The 18,441-nt window shown below is 70.3% G+C and carries 17 protein-coding genes; 11 read left to right on the forward strand and 6 right to left on the reverse strand.

Annotation, left to right across the window (positions count from 1 at the left end):
- Window positions 1–156 precede the first annotated feature (156 nt).
- Window positions 157–1,605 carry an FAD-binding oxidoreductase gene (locus tag V7053_RS04500; RefSeq protein WP_334171073.1) on the forward strand — a complete coding sequence of 483 codons (1,449 nt, stop codon included), beginning with the start codon at window positions 157–159 and terminating at the stop codon, window positions 1,603–1,605.
- Between the two features lie 75 nt (window positions 1,606–1,680).
- Here V7053_RS04500 and V7053_RS04505 read toward each other — a convergent pair whose 3' ends face one another.
- Window positions 1,681–3,366: a formate--tetrahydrofolate ligase gene (locus tag V7053_RS04505; RefSeq protein WP_334171074.1), complete on the reverse strand. Its 1,686-nt coding sequence runs from the start codon at window positions 3,364–3,366 to the stop codon at window positions 1,681–1,683.
- Window positions 3,367–3,399: 33 nt separating this feature from the next.
- Complete coding sequence (gene mshA / locus V7053_RS04510) at window positions 3,400–4,623, reverse strand: D-inositol-3-phosphate glycosyltransferase (RefSeq protein WP_334171088.1); 1,224 nt, start codon at window positions 4,621–4,623, stop codon at window positions 3,400–3,402.
- 123 nt (window positions 4,624–4,746) lie between these two features.
- Between mshA and alr the strand changes: the two genes are divergently transcribed.
- The 5 genes from alr to tsaD are packed head-to-tail and all read left to right on the forward strand — an operon-like array spanning window position 4,747 to window position 8,885.
- Window positions 4,747–5,979 (forward strand): alanine racemase, encoded by a 1,233-nt coding sequence (alr, locus tag V7053_RS04515; RefSeq protein ID WP_334171075.1) that lies wholly within the window; start codon window positions 4,747–4,749, stop codon window positions 5,977–5,979.
- A complete protein-coding gene (gene tsaE / locus V7053_RS04520) occupies window positions 5,976–6,626 on the forward strand; it encodes a tRNA (adenosine(37)-N6)-threonylcarbamoyltransferase complex ATPase subunit type 1 TsaE (protein WP_334171076.1) in 651 nt (216 codons plus the stop codon). The genes alr and tsaE overlap by 4 nt, the downstream gene beginning before the upstream one ends.
- On the forward strand, window positions 6,623–7,309 hold the full coding sequence (tsaB, locus tag V7053_RS04525) for a tRNA (adenosine(37)-N6)-threonylcarbamoyltransferase complex dimerization subunit type 1 TsaB (RefSeq protein ID WP_334171077.1): 687 nt from the start codon (window positions 6,623–6,625) through the stop codon (window positions 7,307–7,309). The genes tsaE and tsaB overlap by 4 nt, the downstream gene beginning before the upstream one ends.
- A 44-nt stretch (window positions 7,310–7,353) precedes the next feature.
- Entirely contained in the window at window positions 7,354–7,815 is a 462-nt protein-coding gene (gene rimI / locus V7053_RS04530; protein ID WP_334171089.1) for a ribosomal protein S18-alanine N-acetyltransferase, read from the forward strand.
- Entirely contained in the window at window positions 7,812–8,885 is a 1,074-nt protein-coding gene (tsaD, locus tag V7053_RS04535; protein ID WP_334171078.1) for a tRNA (adenosine(37)-N6)-threonylcarbamoyltransferase complex transferase subunit TsaD, read from the forward strand. The genes rimI and tsaD overlap by 4 nt, the downstream gene beginning before the upstream one ends.
- A 147-nt stretch (window positions 8,886–9,032) precedes the next feature.
- On the opposite strand, the gene V7053_RS04540 is transcribed toward tsaD, so the two are convergent.
- From V7053_RS04540 to V7053_RS04550, 3 genes are all read right to left on the reverse strand, one after another.
- A complete protein-coding gene (locus V7053_RS04540; protein WP_334171079.1) occupies window positions 9,033–9,221 on the reverse strand; it encodes a hypothetical protein in 189 nt (62 codons plus the stop codon).
- On the reverse strand, window positions 9,218–10,363 hold the full coding sequence (locus V7053_RS04545; protein WP_334171080.1) for a glutamate--cysteine ligase: 1,146 nt from the start codon (window positions 10,361–10,363) through the stop codon (window positions 9,218–9,220). Before V7053_RS04545 ends, V7053_RS04540 begins: the two co-directional genes overlap by 4 nt.
- Window positions 10,364–10,502: 139 nt before the next feature.
- On the reverse strand, window positions 10,503–12,188 hold the full coding sequence (locus V7053_RS04550; RefSeq protein ID WP_334171081.1) for an acyl-CoA dehydrogenase family protein: 1,686 nt from the start codon (window positions 12,186–12,188) through the stop codon (window positions 10,503–10,505).
- 64 nt (window positions 12,189–12,252) lie between these two features.
- Here V7053_RS04550 and V7053_RS04555 point away from each other — a divergent pair, with 64 nt between their 5' ends.
- Window positions 12,253–13,071 (forward strand): shikimate 5-dehydrogenase, encoded by an 819-nt coding sequence (locus tag V7053_RS04555; protein WP_334171082.1) that lies wholly within the window; start codon window positions 12,253–12,255, stop codon window positions 13,069–13,071.
- A gap of 48 nt (window positions 13,072–13,119) precedes the next feature.
- On the opposite strand, the gene V7053_RS04560 is transcribed toward V7053_RS04555, so the two are convergent.
- The gene (locus V7053_RS04560; protein WP_334171083.1) at window positions 13,120–14,355 is read right to left on the reverse strand and encodes a class I SAM-dependent methyltransferase; all 1,236 of its coding nucleotides are present in this window, start codon (window positions 14,353–14,355) and stop codon (window positions 13,120–13,122) included.
- Window positions 14,356–14,421: 66 nt separating this feature from the next.
- Here V7053_RS04560 and V7053_RS04565 point away from each other — a divergent pair, with 66 nt between their 5' ends.
- From V7053_RS04565 to V7053_RS04580, 4 genes are all read left to right on the forward strand, one after another.
- Window positions 14,422–14,790, forward strand: coding sequence for a hypothetical protein (locus V7053_RS04565; protein WP_334171084.1), 369 nt, complete (start codon window positions 14,422–14,424; stop codon window positions 14,788–14,790).
- A gap of 180 nt (window positions 14,791–14,970) precedes the next feature.
- Window positions 14,971–15,267, forward strand: a complete 297-nt coding sequence (groES, locus tag V7053_RS04570) for a co-chaperone GroES (RefSeq protein WP_043120020.1) — start codon at window positions 14,971–14,973, stop codon at window positions 15,265–15,267.
- Window positions 15,268–15,345: 78 nt separating this feature from the next.
- Complete coding sequence (gene groL / locus V7053_RS04575; RefSeq protein ID WP_334171085.1) at window positions 15,346–16,953, forward strand: chaperonin GroEL; 1,608 nt, start codon at window positions 15,346–15,348, stop codon at window positions 16,951–16,953.
- Window positions 16,954–17,095: 142 nt separating this feature from the next.
- Window positions 17,096–18,391 (forward strand): DUF2254 domain-containing protein, encoded by a 1,296-nt coding sequence (locus V7053_RS04580; RefSeq protein ID WP_334171086.1) that lies wholly within the window; start codon window positions 17,096–17,098, stop codon window positions 18,389–18,391.
- The last annotated feature ends 50 nt before the right edge of the window (window positions 18,392–18,441 follow it).

The following is an 18,441-nucleotide window of genomic DNA, read 5'->3' on the forward strand; positions in this document are numbered from 1 at the left end:
GCGGTGCTGTTGAGCGCGCCTGCGGCGCGGCAGCTCCGCCCTTGACGCGTCTTTGGGCCCCGCGTAGACCGAAAGGGTCATCGGGCCCGCCCTGGCTGGGCAGCGTAGAGGGGCGGCCCTCCACTTGGTCTCGTCGCTGGCACCTTGGAGTCTGTCATGACTACCGAACGCTTTGACGTCCTTCGCGAGCAGGTCCGCGGTCAGGTCATTGAGGATGGAGACGCCGACTACGACGCCGCACGCCGCGTCTTCAACGGTATGGTGGACCGACATCCGGCGGCGATCCTGCGCGTGTCGCAGGTCGCCGACGTCATGGCGGCAGTTCGCTTCGCGCGGGGACTCGGAATAGATCTCGCCATTCGTGGCGGCGCCCACAGCGCCCCGGGCTTCGGGACGGTGGACGACGGGCTTGTCCTCGACTTCTCGGCCCTTCGTGGTGTTCGGGTAGACCCGGCCGCTCGCACTGCGCGCGCTGAGGCCGGTGCCACGTGGGCGGACTACAACCACGCGACCCATGCGTTCGGTCTCGCGAGCACAGGCGGCATCATTGGTTCGACCGGGGTTGCCGGCCTGACCCTGGGCGGCGGCATCGGCTACCTTTCGCGAAAGTACGGCCTCGCCTGCGACAACCTCGTCTCCGCCGATGTCATTCTCGCGGATGGAACGTTCGTCAGAGCGAGCGAGACCGAGAACGAGGATCTGTTCTGGGCACTCAGGGGTGGAAGCGGAAACTTCGGGGTTGTGACGTCTTTCGAGTTCAACCTGCACCCGGTGGACACGGTCCATGTCGGACTCGTCTTCTTCGACGCCGCGCTCGGTGTGGCCGTTGGCTCGGCGTATCGGGAATGGCTCGCTGCAGAGCCTGAGGAGATGGGGGCATTCTTCGGGTTCCATCAGGGGCCGCCAGTCCCCTTCCTGCCGGAGGAATGGCACGGCAAGCCCGTCGCTGTCGTGGGAGGCATGTGGACCGGAGACGTCGATGCGGGACCGGCACACTGGCAGCCCATGCTCGACGCCGGGCCGGTGCTCGGCTCCATGTTCGCCCCTCTGCCGTACCCGGCGCTCAACATCATGTTCGATGGGCTCAACGGCGTTCCCGGGCTTCAGGGCTATTGGAAGGCGGACTTCCTCCGCACGCTCAGCGACGACGCGTTGCGCGTTGCTGTCGAGCACGCCCCGGGCATCCCGACAGTTCACTCCGCCAACCACTTCTACCCGATCGACGGGGCCGTGCAGCGGGTGGCGCCCGAGGCGACAGCCTTCGCCTACCGGAACGTGGCCTTCGCCCCAGTCATCGCCGGACAGTGGCCAGACCCCGCCGAGAACGAGAAGAACATCGAATGGGTGCGGCACTATTGGTCCGCACTTCACCCTTATTCGGAGCCAGGAGGCTACATCAACTTCCAGGACGCCGACGACCAGACGCGGATTGTGGACAACTACGCAGTCAACTACGGCAGACTCTCCCGCATCAAGGCGAAGTACGACCCTGACAACTTCTTCCACGTCAACCAGAACATCAAGCCCGTCCGGGCGGCCGTCCCTGATACTGCCGCCATTCCTCCCTCGACCGCTGTGCCCCCCGAGGTGACCCCGATGGGATAGGTGAACCAGGGCGGAACGTTCAGAGGATCCAGAGCGCCCTCGAGGGGCTGACGGCGCGGGCCGTCGGCCCCTTCCTCAGAAGAGTCCTTCCGGCCGTCCTTGCTCGTCGAGGCCCATCCGCAGCGCGCCGGGGTTCTTCGGCAGGCCGGGCATCGTCATGAGGGTTCCCGTCACGGCAACAATGAACCCCGCACCGGTCCGGACGCGGAGCTCTCGGACGTGGACCGTGAACCCTTCGGGGGCACCGAGCAGCGCCGGATCGTCCGAGAACGAGTACTGCGTCTTCGCCATGCACACGGGCATCGAGTCCCACCCGTTCTCGCGGATCTGGACGAGCTCGCGGCGCGCGGCGTCGGAGAACTCGACGCCGGCGCCCCCGTAGACCTCACGGACGATCGTGCCGATCTTCTCCTCGACGGGCAGATCGAGGGGGTACAGCTGCTGGCAGGTCGCCGGCGTCGACAGCGCTGCCAGCACTTCCCGCGCGAGGTCGTCGCCGCCGTCGTCCCCGCCGCCGCGCGCCCAGACGTCCGCGACGGCAGCCCGCACGCCCGAGCCACGGCACCAGGCAAGTACCGTGCCGAGCTCTTCCTCGGTGTCCGTCCCGAAGCGGTTCACCGCGACCACAGGTTCGAGACCGAACTTCCGTACGGTGGCGATGTGCCGGGCGAGGTTGGGCATGCCGCGCTCGAGGGCCGCGACGTCGGGCTCGGACGACCTGTCGAGGGGTTGGCCGCCATGGTGCTTGAGCGCGCGCACGGTCGCAACGAGGACGACGGCGGAGGGCGCCACGTCCGCGCAGCGCGCCTTGATGTCTACGAACTTCTCCGCGCCGAGGTCCGCGCCGAACCCCGCCTCTGTCACGACGACCTCGGCGAGGCGGCGCGCCGTCGTCGTTGCGATCACCGAATTGCAGCCGTGGGCGATGTTCGCGAACGGGCCGCCATGGACGAGGGCGGGCGTCCCGGCAATGGTCTGGACGAGGTTCGGCTTGATCGCGTCCTTGAGGAGCATCGCCATGACGCCTTGGGCACCCAGAGCCGCGACCGTGACAGGGCGGCGGTCGTACGTGTAGCCGAACGTGATGCGGGCGAGCCGCTCCGTGAGGTCCCGCGGCGAGGTCGCGAGGCAGAAGACGGCCATGACCTCTGAGGCCACCGTGATGTCGAAGCCGTCCTGCCGCGGCACGCCCTGCGCGGGGCCGCCGAGGCCGACGACGATGTCGCGGAGGCTCCTGTCGTTCATGTCCATGACCCGGCGGAACGTGATGCGGCGTGGATCGATGCCGAGCTCGTTGCCTTGGAAGATGTGGTTGTCGATGAGCGCGCACAGCGCGTTGTTGGCGGACGTGATCGCGTGGAAGTCGCCCGTGAAATGGAGGTTGATGTCATCCATCGGGAGGACCTGCGAGCGGCCGCCGCCCGTCGCGCCCCCCTTCATGCCGAGCACCGGACCGAGGCTCGGCTCCCGGATGGCGATCATGGTGCGCTTGCCGGCGCGGGCAAGGGCGTCCGCGAGACCGACCGTGAGCGTCGACTTCCCCTCGCCAGCGGGGGTGGGCGAGATGGCGGAGACCAGAACCACCTGGCCGGGCGTTCCCGCGGGAGGGAGCCGAGCGACGTCGATCTTGGCCTTGTAGCGGCCGTACAGCTCGAGGGCTTCCTCCGGGATTCCTGCTGCAGCGGCGATCTCGCCGATGGGGCGGAGGGTTGTGGCCCGGGCGATCTCGAGGTCGCTGGGCATCGCAGCCGTGGCGCTCATGGGCCTCACCCTATCGCGCCGCCGAACAGATGGTCAGGTAGTCACGCGAGGCGCCGTGGCGTGGGCCCGGACAGCACGCCGGTACGCGGCACGCGTCCCCTCTGCCGTCTGCTCCCAGCCGAAGCGCTGCGCGTAGATCGAAGCCGCCCGGCCCAAGTCCACCCGCGTGGACGGGTCGTCGTAGAGCTGCTCGAGGACGGCCGCCCACTCCACGGGATCGTGGCCTCCCACGAGGAAGCCCGTACGCCCGTCGCAGACGGCCTTCGGCAGGCCGCCGACGCGCGCAGCGACGACCGGCGTGCCGCACGCCTGCGCCTCGAGCGCCACGAGTCCGAAAGATTCCGAGAAGCTCGGCATCGCCACCACGTCAGCGGACCTGAACCATTCGGCGAGGACGCCGGCCGGGACCGGGGGGAGACGGTGGACAACGCCATCGAGCCCCTCGCCCCGTGCGAGTTCGTCGAGGTCGAGCCCGAGGGAGCCGCTCGGGGCGCCGATGATGGTGACGGCGAGCGGGATGTCCGGACGACGACGCCGCAGCTCGCCCGCCGCTGCCACGAGCACCTGGGGCCCTTTGAGCCGCTGCAGCCGGCCCGCGAACAGGATGTGGAACGTCGCCGCCGGCACCCCGGATGCGACCCGCGACCGCGAGCGGAAGGCAGGGCGGAAGATGTCGAGGTCGACGCCCGGGTTCACGATGTCGATGCGGTCCTCGTCGACGTCGTAATGCCGCACGAGCTCGTCCCGCTCGGCCGCAGTGTTCGCGGTGAGCCACGTGGCACCGTCGGCGATGAGCTGTTCCCCGCGCTCGCGCCACGTCGGTTCGGGCAGATCGCCCGCGGCGAGGTGGCGGTTCTTGACCCGCGCCATGGTGTGCATGGTGTGGACGAGCGGAACGTCCCATTCGGCGGCCGCGCGGAGCCCAGCGAGACCGGATACCCAGTAGTGGCTGTGCACGACCCGCGGGCGCGGAGATCCCTGCATCCGGCGGAGCAGCCCGTCGGCGAACTCGTCAGCGATGGGGGGCATCTGCTCCTTGGCGAGCCTCCGTCGCGGACCGGCCTCCACGTGGTGGACCCTGACGCCGGCGCCGAGGGCGACCGTGTCCGGCTGCAGGGGATCGGTCGCGCGCGTGTAGATGTCGACGCCGAGGCCGTCCTCGGCGAGGGCGCGCGCGAGGTGGCTGATGTACACGTTCATGCCCCCGGCGTCGCCCGCTCCGGGCTGCTCGAGGGGCGACGTGTGGAGGCTGATCATCGCCACGCGGTCCTGGTGCTGCACGCATACTAGGCTACGGTTTCCCCGACACTGCCCCCGCAGCCGCCCCCCGGGGGGCGCGACTCCGCGGGGCGCTCCGGGCGCCGCCGGTAGACTCGGGGCGTGACTTCCACGCCCGAACCCGCAGTAGAACGCCTGCCTCGCCTTCCCGAGCGGGCCGCCGTCGTCGACCTCGAGGCGGTCCGGCACAACGTCCGCCTCGTGCGCACGGTCGCGGAGCCCGCGCGCGTCATGGCTGTCGTGAAGGCGGATGCGTACGGGCACGGTGCGGTCCCCGTGGCCCGCGCTGCGCTCGAAGCGGGCGCCGCGTGGCTGGGCGTCGCGCACATCAGCGAGGCGCTCACGCTCCGGGCCGCGGGCATCGACGCACCGACCCTCGCGTGGCTCCACACGACGGACAGCAACTTCTCGGCCGCGGTGGGCGCCGGCGTCGACCTCGGATGCTCCGGCTGGGAGCTCGGCCGGATTGCCGATGCCGCGCGCGAGCAGCAGCGCCCCGCCCGCGTGCACCTCAAGATCGACACCGGACTCGGCCGCAACGGTGTGACGCCGGACCGCTGGGAGGCCGTTCTCGACGAGGCCACCGACTATCAGGATCAGGGACTGCTCCGCGTCGTCGGGGTCTTCAGCCACCTTGCGGTGGCCGACGAGCCCGACCGGCCCGAGACCGACGTCCAGCTCGCCGTCTTCCGCGACGCCGTCGCGCTCGCAGAGGACGCCGGGTGCGACCTCGAAGTGCGCCACATCGCCAACTCGCCGGCGATCTTCTCTCGCCCCGACACCCATTTCGATCTGGTCCGCGCGGGTATCTCGATCTACGGGCTCTCGCCCTTCCCGGACCAGCGCTCCTCAGACCTTGGCCTGCGCCCGGCCATGACGCTGCGCACCCTCGTCTCCCAGGCCAAGCGCGTCCCGGCAGGCCAGGGCGTGAGCTACGGACTCACCTACCGAACCCCCGGCGAGAGCGCCCTCGGGCTCATTCCACTCGGGTACGCCGACGGCGTCCCGCGGACGTCCAACGGCGGGCCGGTGCGCATTTCAGGCACGACCTACCGGGTGGTCGGGCGCGTCGCGATGGACCAGATGGTCGTGGACCTCGGGCCCGACGCCGACGTCGAGTCGCTCGCGGGCGGCGAGGCCGTGCTGTTCGGGACGGGAGACGACGGCGGCCCGACGGCCGACGACTGGGCCCGCGCCGCCGGGACCATCAACTACGAGATCGTGACCCGCATCAGCCCGCGCGTGCCGCGGATCCACGTGGATTCCGCGCCCCCCGAGCCCTCCACGGGGCTCACCCCAGGCGCCGTGGCGACTGTCGCGGGAGGGCCGGCGTGAGCGCTGGCCCGCATCACCCCGGCTCCGGGCCGACGTGGGAACTCAGGGCCCGGCCGACGACGGCGGAGGAGACCCAGGCGCTGGGCGCGGCGCTCGGGCGCGTTCTCGAGGCTGGCGATCTCGTGGTCCTGACGGGCGCGTTGGGTGCCGGGAAGACGACGTTCACGCAAGGTCTGGGCGCAGGTCTCGGCGTGCGCGGCGGGATCATCTCGCCGACGTTCGTCCTGGTGCGCATCCACCCCAACCTGCCTGACGGTCCGCGGCCGGGAGGCCCCGACCTCGTGCACGTCGATGCCTACCGCCTCGAGGGGGAGGGCGAGGTCGAGGATCTCGACCTCGAGAACTGGGTCGACACGTCCGTGACGGTCGTCGAATGGGGGCGTGGGCTCGTCGAAGGACTTTCCGAGTCCTGGCTCGACATCGAGCTCGAGCGGGGACCCCTGCCTCCCCCCGCCGGCGGAGCAGCGGGCGCGGACCCCGAAGTCGACTTCGACCCCGAGGGCGCGGAAGCAACCGTGGACGAAGAGTACGACGACGACGAGCCGCGCCTCGTCGTCGTGCGCGGATTCGGCCCCCGGTGGGCCGAGCCCCCAGCCCTGCCGGGTGCCGTCGCCGCCACGGCCGGAAGGTCGGGGGAGGCCCGGTGATCCTCCTCGTCATCGACACGTCCGCCATCGCGTCCGCCGCCGTCATCCGGTGGCACGAGGACGAGCCCCGTGGCGCCGTCCTCGCCCAGTTCGCGACCGAGGACACCAAGTCGCACGCCGAAGTCCTCGCCCCCGGCATCCGCGCGCTGCTCATCGAACAGGAGCTCACTGGCGCCGACGTCGAGCGGATCGTCGTCGGCGTGGGCCCCGGCCCGTTCACGGGGCTCCGATCCGGCATCGCGACGGCGCGCGCCCTCGCTTTCGCCTGGGACGCGCCGCTCGCGGGCCTGATGAGCCTCGACGCGATCGCGTGGGACGTCCTTGCCGGAGCCAGGCCGCCCGCGTCCGACTTCGTCGTCGCGACCGACGCCCGGCGCCGCGAGGTGTACTGGGCTCGGTACTCGCCGCGCGGAGTCCGCCTCGACGGGCCGCACGTGGCCCACCCCGACGCGCTCCCCGCACTCCCGGTCTACGGCGCGGGCGGCGGGATCTACCAGGAGAAGCTCGAGGCGGGGGGCGCCGTCGTCGTCCGGGCCTTCGAGAGCGCGCAGCCCACGGCCGCGTCCTTGGGGCTCGCCGCCGTCGAACGCCTTGCGCGCGGTGAAGAGCTGCTCGACACGGCGCCGCGCTATCTCCGGGAATCCGACGCGAAGGTGCCCGGACCGCGGAAGAAGGCGCTGTGACATTCCAGGCGGAGTCCCTGCCGGACGGTATCGAGCTGCGGGACATGACGGACGCGGACGTCCCCGCGGTCCACGCGCTCGAGAAGATCCTGTTCCCGGCCGACGCGTGGCCCGAACGCATGTTCCGCGACGAACTCTCGCAGCCCGGGACGAGGCGGTACTACGTCGCCGAGGAGCGCGGACCCGAGGGTGAGCCACGGATCGTCGCGTACGCCGGGGTCATGTGCGTTCCGCCGATCGCGGACGTGCAGACCATCGCCGTCGTGCCGGACCGCGAAGGCCGGGGGATCGGCTCGGCCGTGCTCACGGAGCTCATCGCGGAGGCGCGGAGGCGCGGCGCACGGGACGTCCTGCTCGAGGTGCGCGCCGACAACCCCAGAGCGCAGGCGCTGTACCTTCGATTCGGCTTCGCTCAGATCCACACCCGCCGCCGCTACTACCGCGATGGCGTCGACGCCTACATCATGCAGCTGCCGCTTGTGCGGCCCGAGGAAGGAGAGCAGTGAAGGAGCCACTCGTCCTCGGGATCGAGTCTTCGTGCGACGAGACGGGCGTCGGGATCGTGCGTGGCACGAAGCTGCTCGCCAACACCGTCTCCTCCTCGATGGACGAGCATGTCCGCTTCGGCGGCGTGATCCCCGAGATCGCGTCCCGCGCCCACCTCGATGCCATGGTGCCCACTCTCACGGAGGCCCTCGAGACGGCCGGAGTCACGCTCGAGGACGTCGACGCGCTCGCGGTGACGTCCGGCCCGGGCCTCGCCGGAGCGCTCATGGTGGGCGTGTGCGCCGCGAAGGCGCTGGCCGTGGCCACCGGCAAGCCGCTCTATGCGATCAACCACCTCGTCGCGCACGTCGGGGTAGGCCTCCTCGACGGCGGGGTCTACGGCGGCGCGTTGCCCGAGGACCTGGGGGCGCTGCTTGTCTCGGGCGGCCACACCGAGATCCTGCGCGTGCGGAACATCGCCTCCGACGTCGAGATGCTCGGCTCGACCATCGACGACGCGGCGGGCGAGGCCTACGACAAGGTCGCCCGGCTCCTCGGCCTCGGCTATCCCGGAGGACCGGCCATCGACCGGCTGGCCAAGGACGGCGACCCGCGAGCCTTCCGCTTCCCCCGCGGCCTGACCCAGCCCAAGTACATGGGCTCGCCCGAAGCACCGGGCCCGCACCGCTACGACTGGTCCTTCTCGGGGCTCAAGACGGCGGTCGCGCGGTGCGTCGAACAGTACGAGGCGGCGGGCAAGCCCGTGCCGGTCGCGGACATCGCGGCGTCGTTCCAGGAGGCCGTGGTCGATGTTGTGACCTCGAAGGCAGTTCTCGCGTGCCGGGAGCACGGCCTGCGCAATCTCCTGCTCGGCGGGGGCGTGGCCGCGAACTCTCGGCTCCGCGAGCTCACGGCCGAGCGCTGCGCCTCCGCCGGGATCTCGCTCGCGGTCCCCCCGTTCTCGCTCTGCACCGACAACGGGGCGATGGTCGCGGCCCTCGCGGCGCGGGTCATCATGGACGGACGGGCGCCGAGCGAGCTCTCCTTCGCGCCCGATTCGTCGCTCCCGGTCACCACCGTCTCGGCCTGAGCTTGCGCCGTCACCTTTGCGGGGTGCGGCTCGTTGCGCCGTCACCTCTACCCGGTAGAGCTGACGGCGCAAGGGGTCAGGGCTCCGCGTACCAGGGCCGGAGCTCGGCGTACGAGGGGTCGGGGCCGGAGCTCGGTGTACGAGGGGTCAGAGCTCCGCGTCGCGGCCCTTCCGCCAGGCCAGGAAGGCTTCGACCCCTCCGTAGATCGCCGCGCCCACGATGACCAACAACGCGGCTTGGGCATGCGAGGTGACCGCGAGCACCCCCGCGAGCAGCGCCGCGACGAGCAGGACCCGACCAGGCGAGCGGCGCCGTCGTGCTGGCGGCTCGCTCACGCCGGGTGGCCCTCCCGCATGAGGCGCGCCTCCTCGAGCACGACGGCGCGCAGGTCGCCGCCGTGCGCCTCGGCCGTCCGCCGCTGCCGCTGGTAGCCCGCGCCGCGGCGCACGATGCCCTCGACGTTGCGGAGCTCGTCCGCGCAGCCGAGGTCACGGGCGATGGGCTCGAGACGGTCGAGGGTCTCGGCGAGGTGTTCCGTGACGAGCTGTTCCCGGCCGGCCGCGTCGAGGATGATGATCGCGTCGAGCCCGTACCGCGCGGAGCGCCACTTGTTCTCCTGCACATGCCACGGCGGCATCGTGGGGATCCTGCCGCCGCGGTCGAGGATCCTGGATGCCTCTTCGACAAGGCACTGGGTGAGCGCTCCGATAGCGCCGACCTCCTCGAGCGTCGAGAGCCCGTCGCACACGCGCATCTCGATGGTGCCGAGCCGGGGGACGGGGCGGATGTCCCAGCGGATCTCGCTGATGACGTCGATCACGCCCGTGGTGAGCATGTCCTGCACGTAGCCCTCGAAGCCGCTCCAATCCGAGAACTGGAACGGAAGTCCGGCCGTGGGGAGCTGCTGGAACATGAGCGCGCGCTGTGACGCGTATCCTGTGTCCTCGCCGCCCCAGTAGGGGCTCGAGGCCGAGAGCGCCTGGAAGTGCGGGAAATAGTTCACGAGGGCGTCCAGGACGGGCATGGCCTTGTCGCCGCGGTCGAGGCCCACGTGGATGTGCACGCCGTAGATGACCATCTGCCGGCCCCACCATTGGGTCCGGTCGATGAGCTTTGCGTAGCGGTCCTTGTCCGTCACCGGCTGGAGCCGCGGGGGGCTGAACGGGTGGCTTCCCGCGGAGAACAGCTCGACGCCGAGACGGTCGGTGACGCTGCGGACTGCGGCCATGGTGGTCGCGAGGTCCTCCTTGGCGTCGCCCACCGTGTTGTGGACGTCCGTCACGATCTCGACCGTGTTGAGCAGGAGCTCCTGATGGACGCGCGGGCACTCGGCGTTGAGCTCGGGGTGCTCCGCGAACACACCGCGCATGACGTCGGGCGCCGCCGAGACGAGTTCCCCGCCGTGCCGGTCGACCAGCGCGAGTTCCCACTCCATGCCGATCGTGGACTGCTTCGAGGGCGCGAAGTCGATGTGCATGGTCCGCCCCCGCTTCTGGAGATCAGGCTCCGGCAGGGCCGCAGCGTCCGTACAGAACGAGCCCAGTCTAGGGCAGGGCCGCTCTCCGCTGAGCCCGTCCGGTCCGCGTGACGGGAGGTGTCGGCCATGCAGGCTCGCGCTAGACCCGGTCGAGGATCTCCGCGGTCCGCGCCGAGTCGGGGAGGCAGCCCAAGCCGAGGCTCCGGTCGTCACCCAGCCTTGCCGAGAGAAACGCTTCGGCGACGGACGACGGCGCGTGGCTGACGAGGAGCGCGCCTTCGAGGGCCAGGGCGAGCTCCTCGGCGAGCCGGCGCGCCCACCACTGGGCTGTCTCAGGCTCGCGCCTCGCGTCCGACATGAGCGACAGGGCCCGCCCCAGCGCTCGGTCCAGCAGCGGGTCGACGCCGCGCTGCAGCTCGAGTTCGTCCGCGAGGGCCTCGGCGGAGTCGGGCTCGCGCGCGAGCGCCCGCAGCACGTCCAACGCGACGACGTTCCCGGAGCCCTCCCAGATCGCCATCACAGGCTGCTCGCGGTATCGCATGGCGAGGGGGAAGTCCTCCGTGTAGCCGTTGCCGCCGAGGCACTCGAGAGCCTCGGCCGCGTGCGCCGGGCCCCGCTTGCACACCCAGAACTTCGCCAGGGCGGTTGCAATCCGGGCGAAGCTGCGCTCGCGGGCGGCGTCACTGCCCATACGGACGCCGTCCGCTCCCGCGCCCGCGGCGTCGTCGCGCACCCCCGCCGGCCACGCGGCGTCGTCCGCTGCTGCGAGCCGCAGCCCGAGCGCGATGGATGCTTCGGCCTCGACGGCGAGGTCGGCGAGGACTGCGGCCATGGCAGGCTGATCGATGAGCCGCTTCCCGAAGGCGCGCCGATGCCGGGCGTGCCACACGGCTTCGGCGACGCCCTGCCGCATGCCCGCGGCCGTGCCGAGGACGCAATCGAGGCGTGTCTCCTGCACCATGTCGAGGATCGTCCGGACCCCGCGGCCCACCTCCCCGACGCGCCAGCCGAGCGTCCCCTCCAACTCGACTTCGGCCGACGCGTTGGCCCGGTTCCCCAGCTTGGATTTGAGCCGCACGAGCCGGAACGGATTCCGGGCTCCGTCGTCGAGCACTCGGGGAACCAGAAAGCACGAGAGCCCGGATGGTTCCTGCGCAAGCACGAGGAACGCGTCGCTCATGGGGGCCGAACAGAACCACTTGTGGCCCGTGATGCGCGCGGTGCCTCCGCCGCCGTCGACCGCCGCGGTCGTGGTGGCGCGCACGTCCGAGCCGCCCTGACGCTCGGTCATCGCCATGCCGAGCAGGGCGCTTGGCTTCTCGGCGGCCCGCAGCAGCCGCGGCTCGTAGCCCGTGCCGTACAGGCGCGGGAGCCAGGAACGGGCGACGGCGGGTTCCCGGGCCAGCGCCGGCACGGCAGCATGGGTCATCGAGACGGGGCAAGCGTGGCCGGGTTCGACCTGGGCGAACAGCATGAACGCGGCGGCCCGAGCGACATGGGCGCCTCGCCGAGGATCGGCCCACGACGACGTGTGGGCCCCATGGGCGAGGGCGTCCCCGATGACCCGGTGGTACGCGGGGTGGTACTCGACCTCGTCGAGCCGCTCGCCGTAGCGGTCGAGGGCGTGCAGGACCGGCGGATTCAGATTCGCGAGCCGGGCGTTCTCCTGGAACTCGGCCGAGCCGACGAGCCGGCCTATCGAGGCGAGCGCGCCCGCGGCCCATCCTGCGCCATGGCGGCGCACTCCGTCGACGAGCGCGCTGTTCGTCGAGAACTCGTCGATGCCCACTCGGGCAGGGACCTGATTCGCCTTCGAGTCCGGCATGCGACCATTGCACACCGCTCGCGGGCCCCCGGCCAGAGCCGGCGCGTCCGGCTAGCCTTGTGGCGTGCCGATCCTGAACAAAGACATGACCCTGTGCATCTCACTCTCAGCGCGCCCGAGCAACAACGGGACGCGGTTCCACAACTTCCTCTACGAGGCTCTGGGGCTCAACTGGATCTACAAGGCTTTCGCGCCGACCGATCTCGCGCAGGCGATCGCCGGGGTGCGGGGGTTGGGAATTCGCGGCTGCGCGGTCTCGATGCCCTACAAGGAGCGGGTCATCGCATTGGTCGACCGCATGGATCCCTCGGCGGCCGCCATTGATTCGGTCAACACGGTGGTCAACGACGGCGGGGTCCTCACCGCCTACAACACCGACTACACCGCGATAGCCCAGCTGATCGCAGCGAACGGACTCGACCCCGCGTGGTCGGTGGTGCTTCGGGGTTCGGGAGGCATGGCGAAGGCCACGGCGGCGGCTTTCCGCGATGCTGGCTTCCTCGAGGTGACCGTCGTCGCCCGGAACGAGGAAAGGGGGCGGGCGCTCGCGGACCTCTATGGATTCCGCTGGCAGAGCGAGCTCCCGGATTCCTCGACGGATGTCCTCGTCAACGCGACGCCCCTCGGCATGGCGGGCGGTGCCGACGTCGGCTCCCTCGCCTTTCCGGCGTCGGCCGTCGAGGCTGCACGCGCCGTCTTCGACGTCGTCGGGGTTCCCGCTGAGACGCCGCTCGTGAAGGCGGGGCGCGCCGCAGGCAAGAAGGTGATCACAGGCGCCGAGGTCATGACCATCCAAGCGCTCGAGCAGTTCGTCCTCTACACCGGAATCCGCCCCACGCGCGAGCAGGTGCGCGCGGCTGAGGAGTTCATGCGGGCACAGTAGGGAGGCGGTCGCCTCGTCCCGGGGGCGCGGACGGCGGGACTCGCCGGGTCAGACGGGCTCGACGATCGCGGCCACGCGGTCGTCACCGATCCGGGTGAGCACGAGCGTCGCGCGGCGGTGTGGCTTCTTCTTCGGCGCCTTGCCCTGGCCGAGGAAGAGGAGCTTGCGCAGCTCTTCGGGGGTGACGGAGGTGCCGCGCTTCTTGATGTCCAGCGTGGTGACGCCTTCGTCGCGCACCCATTGGCGCAGGGCCCGCACGTTGTACGGGCGCACCTCGAGGACTCGATAGGCCTTCGCGAACGGGGTCGCGAGGAGGTCCGGCGAGCAGACGTACGCGATGCGCGGGTCCACGAGGTGGCCGCCGAGGCGGTCCGCGAGCTCGGCCACGAGCCCCGCGCGGATCACGGCGCCGTCGGGCTCGTACAAGAAGCCCTCGAGCGGGCCGAGCTGGGGCTTCACCCCGCCGCCGAAATCCGTCTCGGCCACGAGTTCTGACACCGTCTGGCCGGCGACGACGAGCGCCGCCCGACGCACGCTCGGCCGCTTGAGGGTGTTGAAGTAGAGTCCGACCTCGGCGACCTCGCCATCGATCGACACCCACTGCGCCTCGCAGCTGTCGGGCACCGACGAGTGGGGGAGGCCCGGGCCCAGCTTGACGCCAACGGGGCGCCCCTCATCGGCGAGTTCGGAGACGAAGCTCAGCGGCGGAGAGAACTGCTCCGGGTCCCACAGGCGCGTGGTGCCGGAGGTCGACGTCGTCCGGCGTGCCGGGTCCAGCCAGACTCCTTCGATTCCCTCGAGCGGGACGGTCTGCGCGTCCGCGTGGACGACTCGGACGTTGGGAAACGGCATGAGATTGATCGTCGCGCAGGCGGCCGTCGTCTCGTCAAGTTCGACGGCCGTGACCTCGAGGTCGAGCGAAGCCATTGCCATGGCGTCGGCGCCGAGCCCGCAGCCGAGATCCGCGACGGTCCGGACGCCGGCGTCTACGAAACGGCGCGCGTGCCGGGCCGCAATGCTCAGCCGTGTCGCCTGCTCGAGTCCCGTCCGGGTGAAGAGCATATGACGCGAAAACTCGCCGAATTTCGCCTCCGCCTTGACCCTCAGCCGAGCCTGGCTCAGGACGGCGGAGACGAGCCCGGGCGCGTGGCCTGCCTTGCGCAGCCGAGCCGTGATCGCGAGGGCATCCTCTTCCCGGTAGGGGCCTAGCGAGTTGAGGAGGGCCCAGCCTTCCGAGGTCAGCAGGGGCGCGAGCTGCTCGGCGGCGTGGGGGTCCTGAGCCATGGATCAAGCCTAGTTCACCCCGCACGGCGCCCAGTCGAGAGCAGCTGTTCCGGATATGGTGGACTCATGGAGACGACGCCTGCTGACGCATCGCCCGCCGCCAACCACCGGGGATTCTCCCGCTATATCCGACCCTTGCTCATTCTGGGCATCGTCCTCACCGCGGTGTCCGCGGTCCTGCTCTTCATCGTCCTGGGCCTCGACGCGTTCACCGCGACCGTCTACTCCGTGGGCGGCAAGAGCATCAGCGACCCCACGCCGGAGGCGGAGGCACTCCGCGACCAGTACCTCGGCGCCCAGATTGCCGCGATCGTGGGACTCGTGGTCGGCGGGATCCTGCTGATCGGCTCGCTCGTCGTGATGTACCTGAACCGCGGGCGCCAGAACGGGGACGACGGCGACGACCTGAGTTTCGAGGATCTCGCCGGCGATTAGCCGGACGTGGGAGTCGTTGGACTGGCACTCGCCTTGACCGAGTGCCAGCCGCTCAATAGAGTCAGCAGTAGCACTCGCCCCGTGTGAGTGCTAACTGTCCAGGCACGCTCCCGGCACCCGCGACGACGGTTGCATGCCCGGCTCCCATTTCTGTGACCCGTTCATGAAAAGGAGAGATCCGTGTCGGTCTCCATCAAGCCTCTCGAGGACCGTATTGTCGTCAAGCCGCTCGAGGCGGAGCAGACCACTGCTTCGGGCCTCGTGATCCCGGACACTGCCAAGGAGAAGCCGCAGGAGGGCGAAGTTGTCGCCGTCGGTCCCGGCCGCGTCGACGACAACGGCAACCGCGTCCCGGTCGACGTGACCGTTGGCGACGTCGTCCTCTACTCGAAGTACGGCGGAACCGAGGTCAAGACGGGCGGCAGCGAGTACCTCGTGCTCTCCGCCCGCGACGTCCTCGCGATCGTCGTCAAGTAGTCCCCGCCGAGCAGGACTTCAACGTCAGCACCCCGGTCACTCGGCCGGGGTGCTGCCCTTGAACCCAAGGAGAAGCGAATGGCAAAGCAGCTCGCATTCAACCAAGACGCCCGCAAGGCCCTCGAGGCCGGCGTCGACAAGCTCGCCGACACCGTCAAGGTGACCCTCGGCCCGCGCGGCCGCAACGTCGTCCTCGACAAGAAGTGGGGCGCGCCGACCATCACCAACGATGGCGTGACCATCGCTCGCGAGGTCGAACTCGATGACCCCTACGAGAACCTCGGCGCCCAGCTCGCCAAGGAAGTCGCCACCAAGACGAACGACGTCGCGGGCGACGGCACGACGACGGCGACCGTCCTTGCGCAGGCGCTCGTCAAGGAAGGCCTCCGCAACGTGGCCGCCGGCGCGGCCCCCGGCGAGATCAAGCGCGGCATCGAGGCTGCGGTCGAGGCCGTCGCCACCCGTCTCGGGGAGAACGCCCGCGAGGTCACGGGCAAGCAGGTCGCCAATGTTGCGGCGATCTCGGCGCAGTCGGATGAGATCGGCGAGCTTCTCGCCGAGGCCTTCGAGAAGGTCGGCCAGGATGGCGTCATCACCATCGAGGAAGCCTCCACGACCCAGACCGAGCTCGTGCTCACCGAGGGCATGCAGTTCGACAAGGGCTACCTGTCGCCGTACTTCGTGACCGATGCCGAGCGCCAGGAGGCCGTCCTCGAGGACGCGTTCATCCTCATCCACCAGGGCAAGATCTCGTCGCTGCAGGACTTCCTCCCGCTCCTCGAGAAGACGCTCCAGGCGTCGAAGCCGCTCTTCATCATCGCCGAGGACGTCGAGGGCGAGGCGCTCTCGACCCTCATCGTCAACAAGATCCGCGGCACCCTGAACGTGGTCGCTGTCAAGGCTCCGGGCTTCGGCGACCGCCGCAAGGCCATGCTCCAGGACATCGCGACGCTCACCGGCGCCCAGGTCATCTCTCCGGAGGTCGGACTGAGCCTCGACCAGGTGGGCCTTGAGCAGCTCGGCACGGCCCGCCGGATCACGGTCACGAAGGACACGACGACGATCGTCGACGGCGCGGGTTCGGCCGAGGACGTTGCGGCACGCGTCGCGCAGCTTCGGGCGGAGCTCACCCGTACCGATTCCGACTGGGACCGCGAGAAGCTCCAGGAGCGCCTCGCGAAGCTCGCGGGCGGCATCGGCGTCATCAAGGTGGGCGCGGCGACCGAGGTGGAGCTCAAGGAGAAGAAGCACCGCATCGAGGACGCCGTGTCCTCGACTCGGGCTGCCCTCGAGGAGGGCATCGTGGCCGGCGGCGGCTCGGCTCTCGTCCACGCAGTGCGTGTGCTCGACGAGGACGAGACGATCAAGGGCCTCTCGGGAGATGTGGCGGTGGGCGTCAACATCGTCCGCCGCGCGCTCGTCCAGCCGCTGCGCTGGATCGCCCAGAACGCTGGCTCCGACGGCTATGTCGTCGCAGCGCGCGTTGCGGAGGCCGAGGTCAACCACGGCTTCAACGCGAAGACCGGCGAGTACGAGGACCTCATCGCGGCCGGCGTCATCGACCCGGTCAAGGTGACGCGCTCGGCGCTGCGGAACGCGGCGTCCATCGCGGCGCTCGTTCTCACGACCGAGACTCTCGTCGCGGACAAGCCGGCCGACGACGACCACGCGGGCCACAACCACTAGAGGTAGGCACAACCACTAGGCAAGTCGTCCGGCGCGTGCGCGCCCGGCTACCACGAGGGCCGTCCCAGAATCACTGGGACGGCCCTCGTGTCGTGTCGGCGAGCCCTTGACCGGCATCACGACGGAGCAGAGAGTGTCTCGTGTGAGGCGTGAGGCTCTCCGCGAGTATCTGGCGAGCGCCCTCTGGGCGATGCCGACGGCCGCGGTGGTGCTAGCGCTCATCGCGGGGTCCGCGTTGTCGGCCGTCCATCTCGACTCCACGTCGCCCTTTGCCCCGTTGCTCTTCCAGGGCACTTCCGACGACGCGCGCAACCTGCTCATCGGCATCGCCAGCACCATGGTCACCGTGATCGCTCTCGTGCTCGGGCTCACAGTCGTGGCGCTGCAGCTCGCGTCCACCCAGTTCAGCCCCCGGCTTCTGCGCAACTTCCTGCGCGACCTCCCGAACCAGGTCACGCTGAGCACGTTCGTGGCCACGTTCGCCTACAGCACCGCCGGCCTCTACACCGTCGGGATCTCGGGCGGCCAGAGGACGCAGGACTACCCCCGTCTCGCCGTGAGCGGCGCGCTCCTGCTGCTGTTCGCGAGCCTCGTCATGCTCGTGTTCTTCGTGCATCACCTCTCGCACTCGATTCAGGTCGATCAGGTGATGAAGAGTGTCGAGAGGGCGACGCTCAGGGCCATAGGCCGTTCCTTCGTCGAGGGCGATCCCGACCACCTGCCGCCAGCGCCGCTCCCGGGCGTCGCCGTCCTGCCGGCCAGCCGCTCGGGCTACGTGCAGGCCTTCCACCACGATCAGCTGGTCGCCGTCCTCGCCGCCCAGGATCTGCTTGCGGTCATGGTGCCGATGGTGGGGGAGCACGTCGTGGCGGGGGCGCCCCTCCTGAGGGTGTGGGGTCGGGAAGGCGGTGCACCGTCGGCGCGGGGCCGCGGGGACGTCGCGAGGGCCCTCGGGCAGAGTGTCCGGATCGGGTACGAGCGGACCATGGAGCAGGACGTGGCCTTCGGCATCCGCCAGTTGGCCGACATCGCTTCCAAGGCGCTTTCGCCCGCGATCAACGACCCGTACACGGCCATTCAGGCCGTGGACCATCTGAGCTCCGTGCTCGCGGCGCTGGCTGTCCGCCGCCACGGCACTCAGACGGCCGCCGACGCCAGCGGAACGGTCAGGCTCTACGTCCCTGGGCGCGACTTCGAATATCTCCTGGATCTCGCACTGGGGCAGGTCCGCCGCTATGGGGCCAATGAGCCGCGGGTCGTGCGCGCACTGCTGCGGGCATGCCGCGACCTCGCCTGGTTCGGGGACGCGGACCACCGCGTCGTCGTCCGCCGCTACGTCGCCACGCTCATGGACGACGTCGCGCGCATGGTTCCCCAAGTCGCAGACCGTGAGCCGCTCCTCGCCGAGGGCGCCGGGGTCATCGAGACCCTCGCCTAGCCGCCTTCGGGAGGCGCCAAGCGGGCGGAAGCAGGGCCGGATGTGCGTTT

Origin of the sequence: Sinomonas sp. (assembly GCF_036848755.1) — a bacterium.
Lineage (GTDB): Bacteria > Actinomycetota > Actinomycetes > Actinomycetales > Micrococcaceae > Sinomonas.